Source organism: Halomonas sp. 3F2F (genome assembly GCF_014897805.1).
Taxonomy (GTDB): domain Bacteria; phylum Pseudomonadota; class Gammaproteobacteria; order Pseudomonadales; family Halomonadaceae; genus Vreelandella.
In genome coordinates this window covers 14,743-30,808 of record NZ_JABUZE010000188.1, presented here as the reverse complement: position 1 = coordinate 30,808, position 16,066 = coordinate 14,743, and the positions used below count along the sequence as shown (strand labels likewise).

General features: G+C 52.4%; 15 protein-coding genes. 9 read left to right on the top strand and 6 right to left on the bottom strand.

The annotated features are described in order from the left end of the window. The first annotated feature begins 22 nt into the window (after window positions 1–22). The 4 genes from INT21_RS19200 to INT21_RS19185 are packed head-to-tail and all read left to right on the top strand — an operon-like array spanning window position 23 to window position 2,920. The gene (locus INT21_RS19200; RefSeq protein ID WP_193067462.1) at window positions 23–1,420 is read left to right on the top strand and encodes a TULIP family P47-like protein; all 1,398 of its coding nucleotides are present in this window, start codon (window positions 23–25) and stop codon (window positions 1,418–1,420) included. A gap of 30 nt (window positions 1,421–1,450) precedes the next feature. Continuing rightward, complete coding sequence (locus tag INT21_RS19195) at window positions 1,451–1,966, top strand: inclusion body family protein (RefSeq protein WP_193067463.1); 516 nt, start codon at window positions 1,451–1,453, stop codon at window positions 1,964–1,966. A gap of 57 nt (window positions 1,967–2,023) precedes the next feature. Continuing rightward, a complete protein-coding gene (locus INT21_RS19190) occupies window positions 2,024–2,539 on the top strand; it encodes an AidA/PixA family protein (protein WP_089038077.1) in 516 nt (171 codons plus the stop codon). Between the two features lie 24 nt (window positions 2,540–2,563). Then, the gene (locus tag INT21_RS19185; RefSeq protein ID WP_193067464.1) at window positions 2,564–2,920 is read left to right on the top strand and encodes a hypothetical protein; all 357 of its coding nucleotides are present in this window, start codon (window positions 2,564–2,566) and stop codon (window positions 2,918–2,920) included. A gap of 455 nt (window positions 2,921–3,375) precedes the next feature. Here INT21_RS19185 and INT21_RS19180 read toward each other — a convergent pair whose 3' ends face one another. From INT21_RS19180 to INT21_RS19170, 3 genes are read right to left on the bottom strand one after another with little or no spacing between them, the layout of a single operon-like run. After that, complete coding sequence (locus INT21_RS19180; protein WP_193067571.1) at window positions 3,376–4,425, bottom strand: 2,3-butanediol dehydrogenase; 1,050 nt, start codon at window positions 4,423–4,425, stop codon at window positions 3,376–3,378. 26 nt (window positions 4,426–4,451) lie between these two features. Further along, on the bottom strand, window positions 4,452–5,228 hold the full coding sequence (locus INT21_RS19175) for an SDR family NAD(P)-dependent oxidoreductase (RefSeq protein ID WP_193067559.1): 777 nt from the start codon (window positions 5,226–5,228) through the stop codon (window positions 4,452–4,454). Between the two features lie 58 nt (window positions 5,229–5,286). Continuing rightward, complete coding sequence (locus INT21_RS19170; RefSeq protein WP_193067560.1) at window positions 5,287–7,101, bottom strand: NAD(P)/FAD-dependent oxidoreductase; 1,815 nt, start codon at window positions 7,099–7,101, stop codon at window positions 5,287–5,289. A 396-nt stretch (window positions 7,102–7,497) separates the two neighbouring features. On the opposite strand from INT21_RS19170, the gene INT21_RS19165 reads away from it, so the two are divergent. From INT21_RS19165 to INT21_RS19155, 3 genes are all read left to right on the top strand, one after another. Further along, window positions 7,498–9,483: a sigma-54-dependent Fis family transcriptional regulator gene (locus INT21_RS19165; RefSeq protein WP_193067561.1), complete on the top strand. Its 1,986-nt coding sequence runs from the start codon at window positions 7,498–7,500 to the stop codon at window positions 9,481–9,483. A 104-nt stretch (window positions 9,484–9,587) separates the two neighbouring features. Then, a complete protein-coding gene (locus tag INT21_RS19160) occupies window positions 9,588–10,442 on the top strand; it encodes an AAA family ATPase (RefSeq protein ID WP_030069180.1) in 855 nt (284 codons plus the stop codon). A gap of 3 nt (window positions 10,443–10,445) precedes the next feature. After that, window positions 10,446–11,624 carry a vWA domain-containing protein gene (locus tag INT21_RS19155; protein ID WP_193067562.1) on the top strand — a complete coding sequence of 393 codons (1,179 nt, stop codon included), beginning with the start codon at window positions 10,446–10,448 and terminating at the stop codon, window positions 11,622–11,624. Between the two features lie 97 nt (window positions 11,625–11,721). On the opposite strand, the gene INT21_RS19150 is transcribed toward INT21_RS19155, so the two are convergent. Both INT21_RS19150 and INT21_RS19145 read right to left on the bottom strand, forming a co-directional pair. After that, a complete protein-coding gene (locus INT21_RS19150; RefSeq protein WP_193067563.1) occupies window positions 11,722–12,252 on the bottom strand; it encodes a cytochrome b in 531 nt (176 codons plus the stop codon). 121 nt (window positions 12,253–12,373) lie between these two features. Then, window positions 12,374–12,934, bottom strand: a complete 561-nt coding sequence (locus tag INT21_RS19145) for a hypothetical protein (protein WP_193067564.1) — start codon at window positions 12,932–12,934, stop codon at window positions 12,374–12,376. 169 nt (window positions 12,935–13,103) lie between these two features. Here INT21_RS19145 and INT21_RS19140 point away from each other — a divergent pair, with 169 nt between their 5' ends. Continuing rightward, window positions 13,104–13,496, top strand: coding sequence for a RidA family protein (locus INT21_RS19140; RefSeq protein ID WP_193067565.1), 393 nt, complete (start codon window positions 13,104–13,106; stop codon window positions 13,494–13,496). 20 nt (window positions 13,497–13,516) lie between these two features. Here the strand turns inward: INT21_RS19140 and INT21_RS19135 are convergent, their stop codons facing one another. After that, a complete protein-coding gene (locus tag INT21_RS19135; RefSeq protein WP_193067566.1) occupies window positions 13,517–14,968 on the bottom strand; it encodes a cobyric acid synthase in 1,452 nt (483 codons plus the stop codon). Between the two features lie 177 nt (window positions 14,969–15,145). Here INT21_RS19135 and INT21_RS19130 point away from each other — a divergent pair, with 177 nt between their 5' ends. Next, entirely contained in the window at window positions 15,146–16,066 is a 921-nt protein-coding gene (locus tag INT21_RS19130; protein ID WP_193067567.1) for a glutaminase, read from the top strand.

The following is a 16,066-nucleotide window of genomic DNA, read 5'->3' as shown; positions in this document are numbered from 1 at the left end:
ACAGCGACAAAGGAAAGCAGCCATGTCCACCCAAAATGCTGCCGCAAATACCTATAATTGGGATACCGCTTTTGCTATTCCGATTCCTGACGTCAATAAAACCATTGTGGATCAGCAGTCATCACCGCAAAGCTTCTCGGTTACGGCAGAAGGTTCTTACACAGCCTCCGCTGATTTCTCGGACTGGCAAGTCTGTATGGGTGGGGATGGCAAAAACATCCGTATTTCCATCCCCATGAGCAACATCATTGTTGACTACACCAGTGGCAGTAAGGTTACCGTTGATGCTGGCAACGCAACGATAGAAATCAACCTTCACTACATTCCCCACAGTGCCGCGAATGACGACTCATCGAACTTGGTTGCTCTGGTTGCAAAAACCAGCTCAGACAATGCCTCAACTCCAGTAGCCGCTTTGGTGGGAGAGGTATCACTCACCCCCAACCCTGGAAGTGTCACTCAGGCCGTATTTGGCCAAGCCCTTTTAGATTGGATCTGCGCTAATTTAAGCGAGTTCAACCATGTATTTTCAGTGGTTGATATCAACCGAATGATTGACCAGGGACAGTGGGGGTTCGTAACACCAAATTATACAGAGTACGCTTACCTAGATGGCAATTCGCTTGGCAACAGCGTTCTTGGCGTGCTGACGATGACAGGTGATCGAACCGGGCAATCGTTGAGCGAGCAGGTTTCTCCTAATGCCATCCCAGCGAATAGCGAAGCCGGTTTTCTCGTCTCCCAGGAAAGAACCTTATACGATCTGGTACGACCCGCCATCATGGTTGCCTACCCTGGGCTGAATAGCGATAACTTCCTGATGAGCAATGATAAAACCAAACTTTATCTGGATCAGGGGGTATCAGTGGATATGCCTCCAGTTGAACATGATGGTTCAACTTATCACCCTATACTCACATCCCTTACAGTAGAAACCGATGGAGAAACATTCATCGTAACCAGCACAACCAGCACCTACATCACTTTTGGCATTACATCAGAGACAACCGCAACCAACTGGTACACGCTAAATCTCGGTAGCTCAAATAATGGGCAAACCATCAATTTCGTACAAACACAACCAACTGACCAGCAGTATACAGTTCACCAGGATCCGGGGGTCGTCGTTACCGAGATCATCATATCGATCATTGTCGGCCTAGTGGCCTTGATTTGCGCCCCTCTGACGGAGGGGGCATCACTCGTGATTGGTGGGCTTGTGATTGGGCTGCTATTGGGTGCTTCAGAAATTGCAACAGGTGCCATTGAGTCGGTCAATAAAGAGACATCACCTTCTGTGGATTTGCTTTTGATTAATGCCGTTGATCCTATCAAATGGACGGGAAGTGACTCGTTCAAGCTTGATTATGTACACCCAAATATTTCCTTACAGCTGGGCGGAGATCCACTCTTCGTATAACACACGCAACGCTAATTCAGGAGAACCATGATGGCTGATACTGAAAAAATCATTGATGTACTGATCGCTATTGATGCCGAGTCAGTCATTCAAAAGTACGGAGCTAATACAGACTCTGATAACCCTCAGCAGATCGCTACCAGCGCGAATTTTATCTACATGATTGTGCGTAGTGACGAAGCGGTTTCTGGAAACGGCGGCGCGGAGTTGACCATTGCGGCCCAGACACTAGACGTTATTCGTTGGCGAGAAACTTCGTTGACGCTAAACGGCACTTACTCAACCATACTTTATGAGTTCGATTCGACCAATAGCGACGGCCTGATCACCCCTCCCCAGCCCATAACTGTAGAGGTAGATACCCCCTTACCGGTTGCTTCTGATCCCCTTCATCCATCAACCCAGACGATCAATGACTATTTCTGGAACTGCACGGTCACCAGAGCCGGAAATGTAACCTACCACTTCAAGTTCATGATTGTTGATCGTGATAATAATGTACAGGGTTACTATTGGTGGGATCCCTTCATTCAGATCACTGACTGATTTTATTCTCTGAACCTCTTTCAACCAAGAGGACAAATACAACAAGGAGAATGCTGCATGGAACGAAGCACCACGCCACAAATCATCGATATATTGATGGCGGTCGACGCGGATACCATCGCATCAAACTACCTCCCTGGAACCCCATCCAAGCCAACGCCGATTGACGAAACGATGATTTACTTGATCGTCCGGCAAGACAATGGGGCCTTCGGGGAGGGAACGGGGGAGCTAAAAGTAACTGCTCGTACACTAGACACCCTCAGATGGCGAGAGACATCACTTTCTGCAAATGCGACATACTCAGCAATTCTGTACCAATACGAACCCGTGGGTGGAAAACAGAACATTCTGTCAACACCTTATCCAGTTGTCGCAGAAGTCAAAACCCCGCTTCCTGTTCCTGGTGATCCTCTTCACCCTGTGACTCAAACAATCAACAGTTATTTTTGGTCGGCACAAGCGGTTGCTGAAGGGGAAATTACCTACGCGTTCAATTTTATGCTCACAGATCGGGACAACATTGTTCAGGGCTACTACTCGTGGGATCCATTTATTCAGGTCACTGCTTAACAACTTCAGCAGAAGGATATTGTCATGGCAACTGATTCTACTCACTTCGTAAAATATCGATTGAAAAGCCCAAATCTGAAGGAGCAGTACATCACCTTCAGCTCTAGAACGCCTAAAACGCTACAAATTGCCCAAGATCATCCATTAGTCCAGAAATTGGCAGAAACTGACTCCAAAGCAGCCAGCAATGTGGAGCAATTAATCCAGGAACTATTGACACATGAAAAGCGCTTTTTCGCATGGCTAGGGGCTAGCGAATCACACATGGAGCAATTTATGAATGACCCTGTCAGCGCCTTGAAGCTGGCGATACCTGACCTGCCAGACTCCTTCTTCAACGAACTTGATTCGCTGCCCAAGATATTCCAAAAAAAGACGTAGCCTAGTGCTAATGACAGTCAGTTAAGCCTAGCTGGCATTAGCCGATGGGCTGGTTTTTTTGTTTAATAAGTGCCTGACGGTGACTCCCCCCAGCCCTCCGAGCCGCCCTCGTCATTCCCGCAGGCCCTTAGCGGGAATCCATGTTGACCTGGGGTTTCGGGCTGCTGCAGGCCAAGGTCAAGGTGGATTCCCGATTACCCCACTCGGGAATGACGGTGTGGTGACTCGAGAATGACGTGCGGCGATCGCTTTGGGAGGTGGCCGCTTTGTTATATGGGGCTTGGGGATAATGCCAGTAAGCCTTAACTGACTGGCAGTCTAGTCTAGTGCTGTGTATTTTAGCGATCACGTTATCGAAGTATGGATCGGGTCCCCTCCCACTTCAATAAGCGCGATGCGCCAAAGGTGTAAAAAAGGCCATCATAGGATGGCCTTTGGTCGATGCCCGTATAGCGCTACGGCGTGACGATTATTTTCACCTGCGCTTTATCACTCAACAGCGCCTCGAATCCCTCTTCAACAATATCTGCTAGCGGGATGCGTTGGGTTACCATATCTTCAGCGCGGAAATAGCCTCGCTGCATGAGTGCCATTACCGCCGGATAAACATGGCGATAGGCAATAATGCCCTTCATGGTACGCTCTTTAATGACTAGATCGTTGGGATGGAAACTGGCCTCTCCTTCCCAAATACTGACCACGATCACTTCTCCGCCTTCATGAGTGCTGTGCAAGGACTGATTCAGTACGGCCGGAATCCCGGTCACTTCGAACGCTACGTCAACGCCACCGTTGCTCAACATTTTTAGCTTAGCCACAGCATCTTCTTGCTGCGGGTCCACCACGATAGCGCCAAGCGCTTCGGCCTTCGCTTTACGTGAAGGTGCTACCTCGACGGCGTAAATTTGAGCGGCACCTGCCGCTTTTAGTGCCTCGATGGTCATTAAGCCAATCGGGCCCGCACCAAATACTGCTGCGCTATCCCCTGCCTTCAAACTACTTTGACGAACGGCATGCAAAGCAACCGCCGCTGGCTCTACCAGTGCCCCTTGCTCGAAGCTGAGGTCATCCGGCAGTTTATGCACCATATGCTCCCCCATCACGGTGAACTCCGAGAAGCCACCGCCGCCACCAGAAAGGCCATGGAAACCCAATAGCGGCGTGAGGTTATAGCGCTCCATCTGATAAGCGCCGTTCTGATTAGGTGAAAGAATCGGCTCGATAGCGACGCGATCCCCTACTTTCACCCGTGTTACTTTGTCGCCTACCTCAACCACTTCGCCGGCGAATTCGTGGCCCATGATAATCGGTGCTTGCTCACCGCTAATTGGGTGCGGCTTATCGACCGGAATAAAAATCGGCCCAGCGGCGTATTCGTGCAAATCACTACCACAAATACCACACGCCGCCACCTTAACTTTTACCTCATGAGGGCCGTTAATCGTTGGTATCGGCATTTGCTCAACACGCAGATCTTTCGCTGCATACCAAACCGCTGCCTGCATAGTGCTCTTTTCGTCTTTGCTATAGGTCACAGAGAGAATCCCCCATCCACTGCAATGGCTTGTCCAGTTACGTGTTCGGCGCAAGCCAGATAGACCACCAGCTGCCCCATATCATCGGGCGTTTGCGCTTCGCCCTGAGGCAGTAAGGTTTTTTGATGTCTCTCCCAGGAGGCCTGCTCAGTTTCCCCCTCTTCGCGCCACCTCCCAGCAAGACCATCTTCTCCCCGCCACATACCAGTGCCGACGACCCCAGGGCATAGCGCATTCACTGTCACGCCATCGGATGCGACTTCCTTAGCGACAGCATTGGTAAAGCCAATGACCGCAAACTTAGAAGCGGAATAATGGGAAAGATTAGGAAACCCAACCTTGCCAGCGATGGAAGAGACGTTAACTATCCGCCCATATCGGCGTGGCCGCATGACTTCTAACTCAGCCTGTGTACACAGAAATGTACCTTTAGCATTGACCGCCATAACACGATCCCACTCCTGCGCAGACAGCTCCTCAACCGAATGAATACTGATAATTCCTGCGTTATTGACAGCAATATCTAGTTGTCCGAAATATTCTTGCACCGCCTGTACCAGCATATGCACCGATTCGGAGGACGAAACATCGACCTGTAGCGCAATACTACGACGGCCAAGCGCTTCGACCTTAGCAGCCGTTTCTTCTGCAATTTCGATATCCAAGTCGGCGACGGCCACATCCGCACCAGCTTTTGCCAGTGCCAGAGCAATGCCCTGGCCTATGCCACGCCCTCCGCCAGTGACTAATGCAGTCTTTCCATTCAATTGCATGAGCGTCTCTCCTCTTTAATTAATTGAACCGAGCCGGTATACCGACTCGCATAAACGCTCAGCCCAAGTGATGAACTGGCTGCAGGCCATAGACAGGGGTATCTAGCCCTTCCATACGTGCTTTTAACTGCAGCGCCAAATAACGTGAGTAGTGCCGCGACTGGTGTAGGTTGCCGCCATGGAACCACAGTGCCTCTTGCTGAGTGGGCTTCCACATATTGCGCAGCTCTCCTTCCCATGGGCCGGGGTCTTTGGTGGTGTCGGAACCTAGCCCCCAACACTTGCCGACTTTATCGGCCACTTCTTGAGAAATAAGCCGCGCCGCCCAACCATTCATCGAGCCATAGCCAGTGGCATAAACGATCAAGTCAGCATCAAGCTCGCTGCCATCAGTCAGTGTGATGGAGTGTGGGTTAATACGCTCAATGCCCACGCCGCTGCGCAGTTTGATGTCGCCACTGGCCACCAAGTCACAAGCGCCTACATCGATGTAATATCCCGAACCGCGACGCAAATACTTCAAAAACAGCCCCGATTCATCGTCGCCGAAATCGAGCATAAAGCCTGCGCTCTCAAGCTTTTGGTAAAACTCGGCGTCACGCTTTTTAATCGCTTCAAAAGCGGGGCGCTGAAAATCCGGTAATACTTTGTACGGAATCGAGGCAAACACTAGATCGGCTTTTTCATGGGTTAACCCATTCGCCACAGCCTCTTCCGAATAAAGCGGCCCTAACACCTCTTCCATCAGTGAGTCTGACTTCACAATATGGGTAGATGAGCGCTGCAGCATGGTGACATCAGCATCGTGCTCCCATAGTGCGGCGGCAATGTCATGGGCCGAGTTATTAGAGCCCACGATGACGCATTTCTTACCTTTATAGGCATCCGGCCCGGGGTGTTGGCTAGAGTGCTGCTGCTCGCCTGCAAAGTTTTCTGCCCCTGGGAATTTAGGCACATTCGGCATCCCAGACATACCGGTAGCCATTACCAACTGCTTGGGCCGTAGCGTGATCTCTTCGCCGTTGCGCTTAACCTTAACCACCCACTCCCCTGCGGCCTCATCGTAGCTAGCATTCTGACACTCGGTGGAACTCCAATAATTGAGCTCCATCACTTTTGTGTACATTTCCAGCCAATCGCCCACTTTGTCTTTCGGGGCGAATACAGGCCAGTTATCTGGGAAAGGGATATAGGGAAGGTGGTCGTACCACACTGGATCGTGCAAGCAGAGTGACTTATAGCGCTTACGCCAGGAGTCTCCCGCGCGCTCGTTTCGCTCAATGATGATTGTTGGCACACCCAGTTGCCTTAACCGTGCGCCTAAGCCAATACCGCCCTGGCCACCGCCAATAATCACGCAGTAAGGCTGCTGGGTGTAGCCCAGCTCCGCTTCTTCACGCTGCCGTGACTCCAACCACGTTTCACGCTGCTTATTGGCACCGTGCTCAGCCCCTTTGGGGCGATGGTGATTGCACTGCTCGGGGTAGTCGTTCAGTGCTTGCATGGTGGTTAACAACGTCCAGCACTTGCCTTCTTTTAGGCGCAAATAGCCTTTTCCACGGGCAACCGCCGTATTGAAAGTAAACCACGCATCGTAGATGTCGCCGTTTTCAGTGGCCTCGCCGTCTAACTGCCAGTCCGTAGGCTGTGCGTTATTGAGCGTGGCATTGAGCATGGCCTGAATTTCATCTTTGCCTTCGCAGGTTTTTAAATTCCAGGTAAACGTAAGAAAGTCACGCCAGTAGCACTCGTCTCCAAACAGAGACAGTACTCGCTCAATATCCTGGGTTTGAAGGGCAGTATCGAAATCGTGCAGCCACGCTTGAACAGTCTCCGTGGGGGATTGCTGGACTTGTGCCGTTATCTTTGACATAGCGGGTACTCCATGTGCATTTGTTATTGTTGAGTTAACTGTGATGCACACAACCCTAAGCAGCTACCGTGCCAAACAACCCAAAAAGCACATCAACAAGCTGAAAAATAAACAAAAAATACAGCATTAATGAGATACAAGGCAGTGATAAGGCGTAGCGAGGGTCTTTTGCCATGGATGGCAAAAGTAGCGCCCAGGGAAGGGTTTACAGCGCCCTCGCCTAGCCTTATCACCTACTGAGTAACCAATAGAGAGCCATGTACACCTGTCACGCCGTTTACAGCTTGACGTTACAGGTGTAACGCACGACTAACGGCGTAAGCAGACCACGTTGACTCTGGGGGTAAAGCGCATAGGCTGAAAGAACAATAACGACAGCGCCCAACGAGTAACGCCATGCTGCATTCCACGCTTGCACCTACACGGCTTCAATCTGAACAACGTCGACATATCGAGCATATTTTTCAGCTCGGTGAAGGGCTAGATACCCCCAGCTTGCCTGCGCAGGCCCCCATTCGTCGCTCCTGGCTGCGCTGCCTGAACGAGTATCAGCTAGACCCCACTCATCCACGCCCAGCACGGGTCGTGCCGCAGCAAACATTGATTGAGCACCGCGAGTCTGTTGATGAGTTACTGCATGTCGCCCGCGCCGGTGTCGATCAGCTTTATGGGCAAATAGCGCAGCTTGGCTACGTACTACTCGTCACCGACCACCGCGGCATTACCGTTGAGTTTCGCGGCGACCCCAACCAGGACCAGCAATTACGCAAAGCAGGCCTCTACCTGGGGGCTGACTGGGATGAACGCTTTGCAGGCACCTGCGCTGTCGGTACCTGCTTGCATGATCGCCAGGCCATTATCTGCCACCGCCAAGAACACTTCGATGCTTCCCATATCTCGCTGACCTGCACCGCCGCTCCTATTGCTGACCCTCAGGGTAATGTGATGGCCGTGTTAGATATCTCCGCGCTGCAATCGCCTACGCAACACGAAAGCCAGAATTTCAGCCTATCGCTGGTAACGCTTTATGCGCGCATGATTGAGGATGCCTATTTTCTGCAACGCTACCGCGACTGCCTGATGGTGCGTCTAGATACATCGCGGGAATTTGTCCACGTCAACGGACGTGGTTTAATCGCCATTGAAGAGAATGGACAGGTCATCGCTGCCAACGCTGTAGGCCGCGAGCTAATCGCCGAACACCAGCACCGCTGGCCACCTTGGTCGGCAAATCACACCCCTATGCTGGGTGAACTATTCGAGTGTGAGATCGCCGATATACTCAGTATTAATAGCGGTACTGATGATCAATTGCGTGCCTTCCGCGCTCGCGCCAGCAACACCATCCACTTTATTAGTCTGCTAGAACCCCGCCGCCCCCGCATGGTGCAACGGACAACACCGTCTGCTTCTGAACTGCCCGAACCCTTAGCTCGGCTGGGTGCCGACGACCCTGCGATGCGCAAAGTACAAAAATTGGCCGACCGCTTGCGTAATGAAGCTAACGTGAACGTGCTGATTAGCGGCGAAACCGGCACCGGTAAAGAGGTGGTTGCACGGGCGCTGCACGAAAGCGGCAACCGCGCCAAACAACCGTTTATTGCCGTCAACTGTGCGGCCATTCCCGAGTCACTGATCGAAAGCGAACTGTTTGGCTACGAACCTGGCGCCTTTACCGGCGGCCGCTCAAAAGGGATGCGCGGGCTTATTCCACAGGCCCATGGAGGCACGCTGTTTTTAGACGAAATCGGTGATATGCCGTTAGCGCTGCAAACCCGACTGTTGCGCGTGCTGGCCGAACGGGAAGTGATGCCGCTGGGGGCTAACACGCCAGTTAAAATCGATATTCGTGTTATTACGGCCACCCATCGCCATATCGAAGAAATGATCCAGCAAGGAGAATTCCGCGAAGACCTCTATTACCGGCTCAACGGTGCTCAGCTTCGACTGCCAGCGCTACGCGAACGCGCCGATAAACTGTTTGTTATTCGCCGCGTGTTTGAAGACGTCGCCGCCGAACGCGCCACGCAAATATCGCCACGCCTACGCGCAGATGCAATCAGTGCGCTACTCGCGTATTCATGGCCCGGCAATATTCGTCAGCTCAAAAATGCCCTCGCCTTTGCCCTAGCCACCTCAGAAAGTGACGAAATCACCGTTCACGATCTGCCAGAACAGTGCCTTAGCCAGCGAATTACCCGCAACGCGTCGGCCCAACTTGAAACGAACGCCAGCGAAGCCCTTTCAGGTTCGCTTATCCACCTACTCAAGCAACATCACTGGAATATCAGCGCGGTTGCCCGTGAGCTAGGCGTTTCGCGTCCCACGGTATATCGGCAAATGCAGCGCCAGGGAATAGTGCCCCCCAACTGGCAGGGCTGAAAGCCAATCGCGCTATCGACTAGTTGGCCTTGGGGTTTACCCTCACGTACACTTGTTTGAATCTATTTTTAAACAACTCGTTTCGACAAGCCGAGGCACTCCCCATGGCGTTTGATTCAACCTCTTCTTACATTGCAACTGATGCACTCAAACAGGCAGTCAATGCCGCGGTTGTGCTGCAGCGTCCACTACTCATCAAAGGTGAACCCGGTACCGGCAAAACGCTGCTGGCCGAGGAACTCGCCGAATCCCTGGGCACTAAGCTGATTACTTGGCATATCAAGTCCAGCACCAAAGCCGCCCAGGGGCTTTATGAGTATGATGCCGTCAGCCGCCTACGCGATTCCCAGTTGGGCGTTGAAGGGGTGGAAAATGTCGGTAACTACATCAAGCCCGGCAAGCTGTGGGAAGCTTTCACCGCGGGCGAGCGTGTGGTGCTGCTGATTGATGAAATCGACAAAGCGGATATCGAGTTTCCCAACGACCTGCTGCAAGAGCTGGATCGTATGGAGTTTCATGTTTATGAAACCGGTGAGACCATTCGCGCCGAACAACGCCCAATTATCGTGATCACCTCAAATAATGAAAAAGAGCTGCCCGACGCTTTCCTACGTCGCTGCTTTTTCCATTACATCGAATTCCCCGACCGCGAGACCATGCAGGCGATTGTGGATGTTCACTTCCCGGATATCGCTCCCAAGCTGGTCGGCGAAGCCTTGGAAGTGTTTTTCGATCTGCGCAACGCCCCAGGACTCAAGAAGAAGCCCTCTACCTCAGAGCTGGTGGATTGGCTCAAGCTGCTAATGGCCGACGAACTGGCCCAGGAAGCGCTGTATCACCGCGACCCGGCCAAAGCTCTGCCGCCGATGGCAGGCGCGCTGGTTAAAAACGAGCAGGACACTCACCTACTAGAACGCCTGGCGTTTATGATGCGTCGCCAAAAGAGTACGGGGCGCTAAGCCATGTTTATTGGTCTGTTTGATGCCCTCAAACGTGCCGGTGTGCCCGTTTCTCTGCGCGAATTGCTCGACCTGCACGCGGTGGTCGAACGTGGCGTCGTATTTGCCGATATGGAAGCGTTTTATCAAGTGGCGCGTACTGTCATGGTCAAAGATGAGCGCTACTTTGACCGCTTTGATCGCGCCTTTACCGCCTGGTTTAAAGGCCTTGAAGATATGGATTCGGCAATCGAGGCGCTCGTTCCCGATGAGTGGCTACGGCGCGAATTTGAAAAGCAGCTCAGCGACGAAGAGAAAGCCAAAATTGAGTCGTTAGGTGGTCTTGAAGAGCTGATTGAGACCTTTAAAAAGCGCCTGGAAGAGCAAAAAGAGCGCCATGCGGGCGGCAACAAGTGGATTGGCACGGGTGGCACCAGCCCCTTTGGGGCGTATGGTTACAACCCCGAAGGCATACGTATTGGCCAGGATGGTTCGCGCCACCGCCGCGCTACCAAAGTTTGGGACGAGCGGCGTTTTCGCGATTACGATGACTCGCTTGAACTGGGCACCCGCAATATCAAAATGGCCTTACGGCGGCTGCGCAAGTTTGCCCGCCAAGGAGCGCTGGACGAGTTTGATGTAGACAGCACCATCCGCGAAACCGCACGGGATGCGGGGTTACTCAATATTCAAATGCGCCCCGAACGTCATAATGCGGTTAAAGTACTGCTGTTTTTAGATGTCGGCGGGTCGATGGATGATCATATTCGCGTCTGCGAAGAGTTATTCTCAGCGGCACGTTCCGAATTCAAACACTTGGAACATTATTACTTCCACAACTGCCTCTACGAAGGGGTTTGGCGTAACAATATGCGTCGGGGGAACGAGCGCATCCCAACCATGGATGTGTTACACACCTACGGCGCGGACTATCAGGTGGTGATTGTCGGTGATGCCGCCATGTCACCTTACGAAGTCACTCACTCGGGTGGCAGCGTGGAACACTTCAATGATGAACCTGGCGGCGTGTGGCTAAAACGCTTGGCTGATACGTTTCCACGCTTGGCGTGGTTAAACCCCATGCCACCCCGTGCCTGGGAGTACACCTATTCGACCCAGTTAATTCGTGACGTTATCGATGACCGCATGTATCCCATGACCATGGAAGGACTGGAAACAGCAATGCGCGAGTTAGCTAAGTAGCGCTACTTATGTAGCGGCATCATGCCTTCTAAACAAAAGCGGCGCGTCCAATGGAACGCGCCGCTTTTTACAAACTTAATCATCTAACAGATTCTTGCTAGGACATACGCGATAGGACATCGTGATTGGTTAATTTACGATGCAAGATCGCCATCACGACATGGCCCACAATCAACGCCAGTAGCGTCCAACCAAGCTCACCGTGTAATAAGCCGCCGAGCTCTGTCATCCACGTGATTTCCTCGCCGTCAAAGCCCGACATTAAGTTAACCCCCAACACATCCAGCGCACGACCGGAACCATACTGGCGAATCAGTGCAATCGTAGGCACTGCAATCATCAAGCCGTAGAGCGCCAGATGGCCTAGCTTTGCCATCACACTGACCGATGGCGGGCGACGGGAGGCATTAAGTAGTGACCAAACTGCTCTTATCACTACAAGCGTCAGCAGCAACACTCCGACGGTGTAGTGAGTACCCCATAAAAACTCTTCCACGGGCGTATCCGACAACAGTAAATGCGCGCCGGCACTCAAAAACTGCCATACAAACAGCAGTGCCATCCCCCAGTGCAGCGCCTTACTGACGACACCATAGCGGATATTAGTATCCATTATTGCCAGCGCCATATCGGTTCCCCTTCTTATATAAGATAAATATTGTCGCTATTTTACCCAGGAAAGTGGACGACATCATGACACCAGCGTGCAAGTTCGTTGCATAAAATGGAACGATTCGTTGTTTTTTAGCCTACAGCGTGGCCGGAAAGTTGTTTAAACCTGACAAAAAAGCCTCTTTGGCCTCAGTAAATGCAGCAGGATCATGCTTAAATCGGCGCAGTATTAGCGCTTCATCAAGGGTCAAGGTGGGCGTCAGGTCATTACTATGCTTAGCAGGATGGCGGGCGCCTAAACCAATGCGTTGCCCCTTCTCGCCATCAAACCAGCGCTTAAACCCGCACTGCTGATAGAACGCTTCTTGGGTGGCATCACTTACCTCAACGCGCAGCGGGGCTTTGAGGCTTAACTCGCTGATTAGACGCGCTTTAGCACCATCAACAAACTCGCAAGCGTGGGTTACCGTCATCCCCTCGCCAGCCTCATCCAACACCAGCAATGCTAGCGCCAGGGGTTTACCATCGCCATCGACACCCGCCAACAGACGGGCTGCCTCTTGGTCAAACAGCACGTTTTTCGTGCCGGTAAAAATTACCAGCGGCGTTAACCCAGCTTGCTGGCCGTATACCTTGGCACACAAGGTTGCCAAACACGCATTACGCGGGGCGCTCTGACTAATATGAACTACCTTCATTACGCTCTCTCATGAGAATTTAAAATCACATCAACAACGGGAAAACCTTAAAAGTTGGCCAGCCTAGAGCAAAGCTTTCGCCAGCACCACCCTCTGCCCCAAAGGAACTACACGCTAGTGGCAGAGTCGCACCCATCGCGACTCGCTTATTTGTCGCTAAGGAGAGCCAATGCCACAGTATATCGACGATCCCACGTTACCCAAACCGAGTTTCCCTGGTAGTCACATGGTTATCGATGACCACTATGTGTTTATTTCAGGGCTGACGGTTACGGATCTTTCTAACGGCAAAGCCACCCGTGGAGATGTCAAAGAAGAAACACGCCTCGTCATGCGCGAACTTGAACGCATGCTAAAACAACAGGGAGGCAGCCTGGCGGATATTGTTAGAGTCGACATTCATCTTGCTGACTTAAGGCAGATCAATGCATTAGACAGTATCTACGCGGAGTTTTTTGAACCGGGCCGCTACCCAGCACGCACCTGCACCGAGTCACCAAACATTTGCGGGGGCAGCACCGTCGAGATTACTTTGATGGCAAAGCGCCCACCGCAAGAATAAACACTCAGCATTCTGGGCGCTTAATGCGCCCTTAGCATCGCCAACACCGCATCAATATCCAAGTGCGCTTCCAGCGTATCAGCCAATCGATCAAGCGCTTGCTCGCGGTGGGCGCGATAATCGACGGGTGCCGCACTTGCTAGCCCTAACGTAGTAAGCAACGCTTGGCAGGCTTCAGGGTGATCAAACAACCCATGCAAGTAAGTGCCCATCACTTGGTTATCGATACTGATAGCGCCATCCACGTGGCTACCTAAATTAAACAGCGGCCGATTGAGTGCAGCCCCGTTGCTCACACCATTGTGAATTTCGTAGCCCGTCACAGCCGCTTCTTGCCCGACCATAACGCCGCTGACATTGCGCAGCTGCTTGCCCGCGACCATTCTCGTGGATACCTGCAACAACCCCAAGCCTGCTACCTTCCCGGGCGCGCCTTCCAAGCCGTCCGGGTCATCTATCCACTCACCCAGCATTTGAAAACCACCGCAAATCCCCAGCACCTTGCCGCCGTAGCGCAAATGGCGAACAATCGCGTCTCTCCAACCCTGGCGTGTTAGCCAGGCTAAATCACTGGCGGTGCTTTTGCTCCCCGGCAGTATTATTACATCAGCAGGTGGAATCGGTTGATCTGGCCCTACAAAGGTAAGCGATACCTGAGGGTGTAAGCGCAGCGGATCAAAATCCGTATGATTGCTGATACGCGGCAGCGCGGGAACAATCACCTTAAGGGTGTGATTGGCTTTCTCAGCGTGAACCCGACCAATGCTATCTTCAGCATCCAGCAGTAGGCCCTGCAAGTAAGGTAAGGTGCCCAGAACTGGCTTGCCAGTATAGGCCTCTAACCACTCAAGCCCCGGCTCTAAAAGGGCAATATCGCCCCGGAAGCGGTTAATAATAAATCCTTTCGTGCGTGCCTGCTCGCTGTCGCTTAATAGCGCCAGCGTTCCTACTAGCTGAGCAAACACACCGCCGCGGTCAATATCGCCTACTAACAAAACCGGACAGTCGGCAGCTTCGGCAAAGCCCATATTAGCGATATCGCCTTTACGCAGATTGATTTCCGCCGGACTGCCCGCGCCTTCGGCAATGATCACATCAAAGCGGCTTTCCAAGGCCTGCCATGCCGCCATGACGCTCTCTTTCGCCGTGCGCTTAAACGCGTGGTAATCCAGTGCATCCATATGGCCATGCACTTTACCGCGTAAAATCACTTGGGCTCCGCGATCTGTCTCCGGCTTTAATAGCACCGGATTCATATCACTATGGGGAACCACACCCGCCGCCTGCGCCTGTAACGCAGTGGAGCGGCCAATCTCACCGCCATCACTGGTCACGGCGCTATTCAGTGCCATGTTCTGCGGTTTAAATGGCGCGACTGAAATACCACGGCGCTTTAACACGCGACAAAGCCCAGCAACCACCGTGCTTTTGCCCGCATCCGAGGTAGTTCCCTGAATCATTAATGTGGTCATGCCCGTCGGCCCTTGCTGAAAGTAGCCGAACTGTAGCCGCCGAACAGATAGTTAGCAACGGACAAGACCTCTCAACAACGTGCATAGGCCATGGCATTTCGGTATCAACTGCCAGCAGACAAGCCTGCTAATTTCCGCTAGGGTAGCGCCTCACGCTGCCAAACGAATTCGTATTACATGCAAGAGTTACTCAATAAGATTGCCGCCGAGCTTGCCCTTGAAACCGAGCGGGGAAATGTCGCTGACTATATTCCCCAGCTTGCCCATGTGGACCCCAGCCAATTCGCTATCAGCTTAGCTACGGTAGACGGCCAACGCTTTTCTGCGGGCTGCGCCACTACACCGTTCTCAATCCAGAGCATTTCCAAAGTTTTTACGCTAACCATTGCGTTGGGCAAATGGGGTGATGGATTGTGGTCGCGGGTCGGGCGTGAGCCTTCTGGCGACCCGTTCAACTCTATCGTGCAGCTTGAGCATGAAAGCGGTAAACCGCGCAATCCGTTTATTAATGCTGGGGCGATTGCGATTGTTGATGCCATCATGATGGGTCACGAGCCTAAAGAGACACTGGCGGAAATTCTTAGCTTTGTGCGCTATATCGCCGACGATAACAGTATCTGTTTTGACCATCAGGTAGCGGCTTCCGAAATGCAGCACAAAGACCGCAACGCTTCTCTGGCTCATTTTATGAAAGCGTTTGGTCGCCTGCGCCATGACGTCGATAAAGTGCTCGGCACCTACTTTCACCAGTGCGCAATTGCCATGAGTTGCGAACAGCTTGCTCACGCCGGGCTGTTTTTGGCATCGGACGGTGTCAATCAGCCAAGTGATTTACGCGTGGTATCGCCCCAACGAGCGCGACGGATTAATTCATTGATGATGATGTGCGGCCACTACGATGCGTCGGGTGAGTTTGCTTTCCGCGTTGGCCTGCCCGGCAAAAGTGGCGTTGGCGGTGGAATTTTGGCTATTGCACCTGGGCGTGGTTCGCTTGCCGTATGGTCACCGGGGTTGGATAAATACGGCAATAGCCTACTGGGCACTCGTGCCCTGGAAATGTTTGCCCAAGAAACCGGCTGGTCGGTATTTGGACACTAA

Coding starts and splice junctions, on each gene's coding strand:
- INT21_RS19145 (WP_193067564.1), bottom strand. CDS start 12,934: ATGAAGGTAGTTCATATTAGTCAGAGCGCCCCGCGTAATGCGTGTTTG.
- INT21_RS19150 (WP_193067563.1), bottom strand. CDS start 12,252: ATGGCGCTGGCAATAATGGATACTAATATCCGCTATGGTGTCGTCAGT.
- INT21_RS19185 (WP_193067464.1), top strand. CDS start 2,564: ATGGCAACTGATTCTACTCACTTCGTAAAATATCGATTGAAAAGCCCA.
- INT21_RS19170 (WP_193067560.1), bottom strand. CDS start 7,101: ATGTCAAAGATAACGGCACAAGTCCAGCAATCCCCCACGGAGACTGTT.
- INT21_RS19180 (WP_193067571.1), bottom strand. CDS start 4,425: ATGCAGGCAGCGGTTTGGTATGCAGCGAAAGATCTGCGTGTTGAGCAA.
- INT21_RS19195 (WP_193067463.1), top strand. CDS start 1,451: ATGGCTGATACTGAAAAAATCATTGATGTACTGATCGCTATTGATGCC.
- INT21_RS19135 (WP_193067566.1), bottom strand. CDS start 14,968: ATGACCACATTAATGATTCAGGGAACTACCTCGGATGCGGGCAAAAGC.
- INT21_RS19130 (WP_193067567.1), top strand. CDS start 15,146: ATGCAAGAGTTACTCAATAAGATTGCCGCCGAGCTTGCCCTTGAAACC.
- INT21_RS19160 (WP_030069180.1), top strand. CDS start 9,588: ATGGCGTTTGATTCAACCTCTTCTTACATTGCAACTGATGCACTCAAA.
- INT21_RS19165 (WP_193067561.1), top strand. CDS start 7,498: ATGCTGCATTCCACGCTTGCACCTACACGGCTTCAATCTGAACAACGT.
- INT21_RS19140 (WP_193067565.1), top strand. CDS start 13,104: ATGCCACAGTATATCGACGATCCCACGTTACCCAAACCGAGTTTCCCT.
- INT21_RS19155 (WP_193067562.1), top strand. CDS start 10,446: ATGTTTATTGGTCTGTTTGATGCCCTCAAACGTGCCGGTGTGCCCGTT.
- INT21_RS19190 (WP_089038077.1), top strand. CDS start 2,024: ATGGAACGAAGCACCACGCCACAAATCATCGATATATTGATGGCGGTC.
- INT21_RS19200 (WP_193067462.1), top strand. CDS start 23: ATGTCCACCCAAAATGCTGCCGCAAATACCTATAATTGGGATACCGCT.
- INT21_RS19175 (WP_193067559.1), bottom strand. CDS start 5,228: ATGCAATTGAATGGAAAGACTGCATTAGTCACTGGCGGAGGGCGTGGC.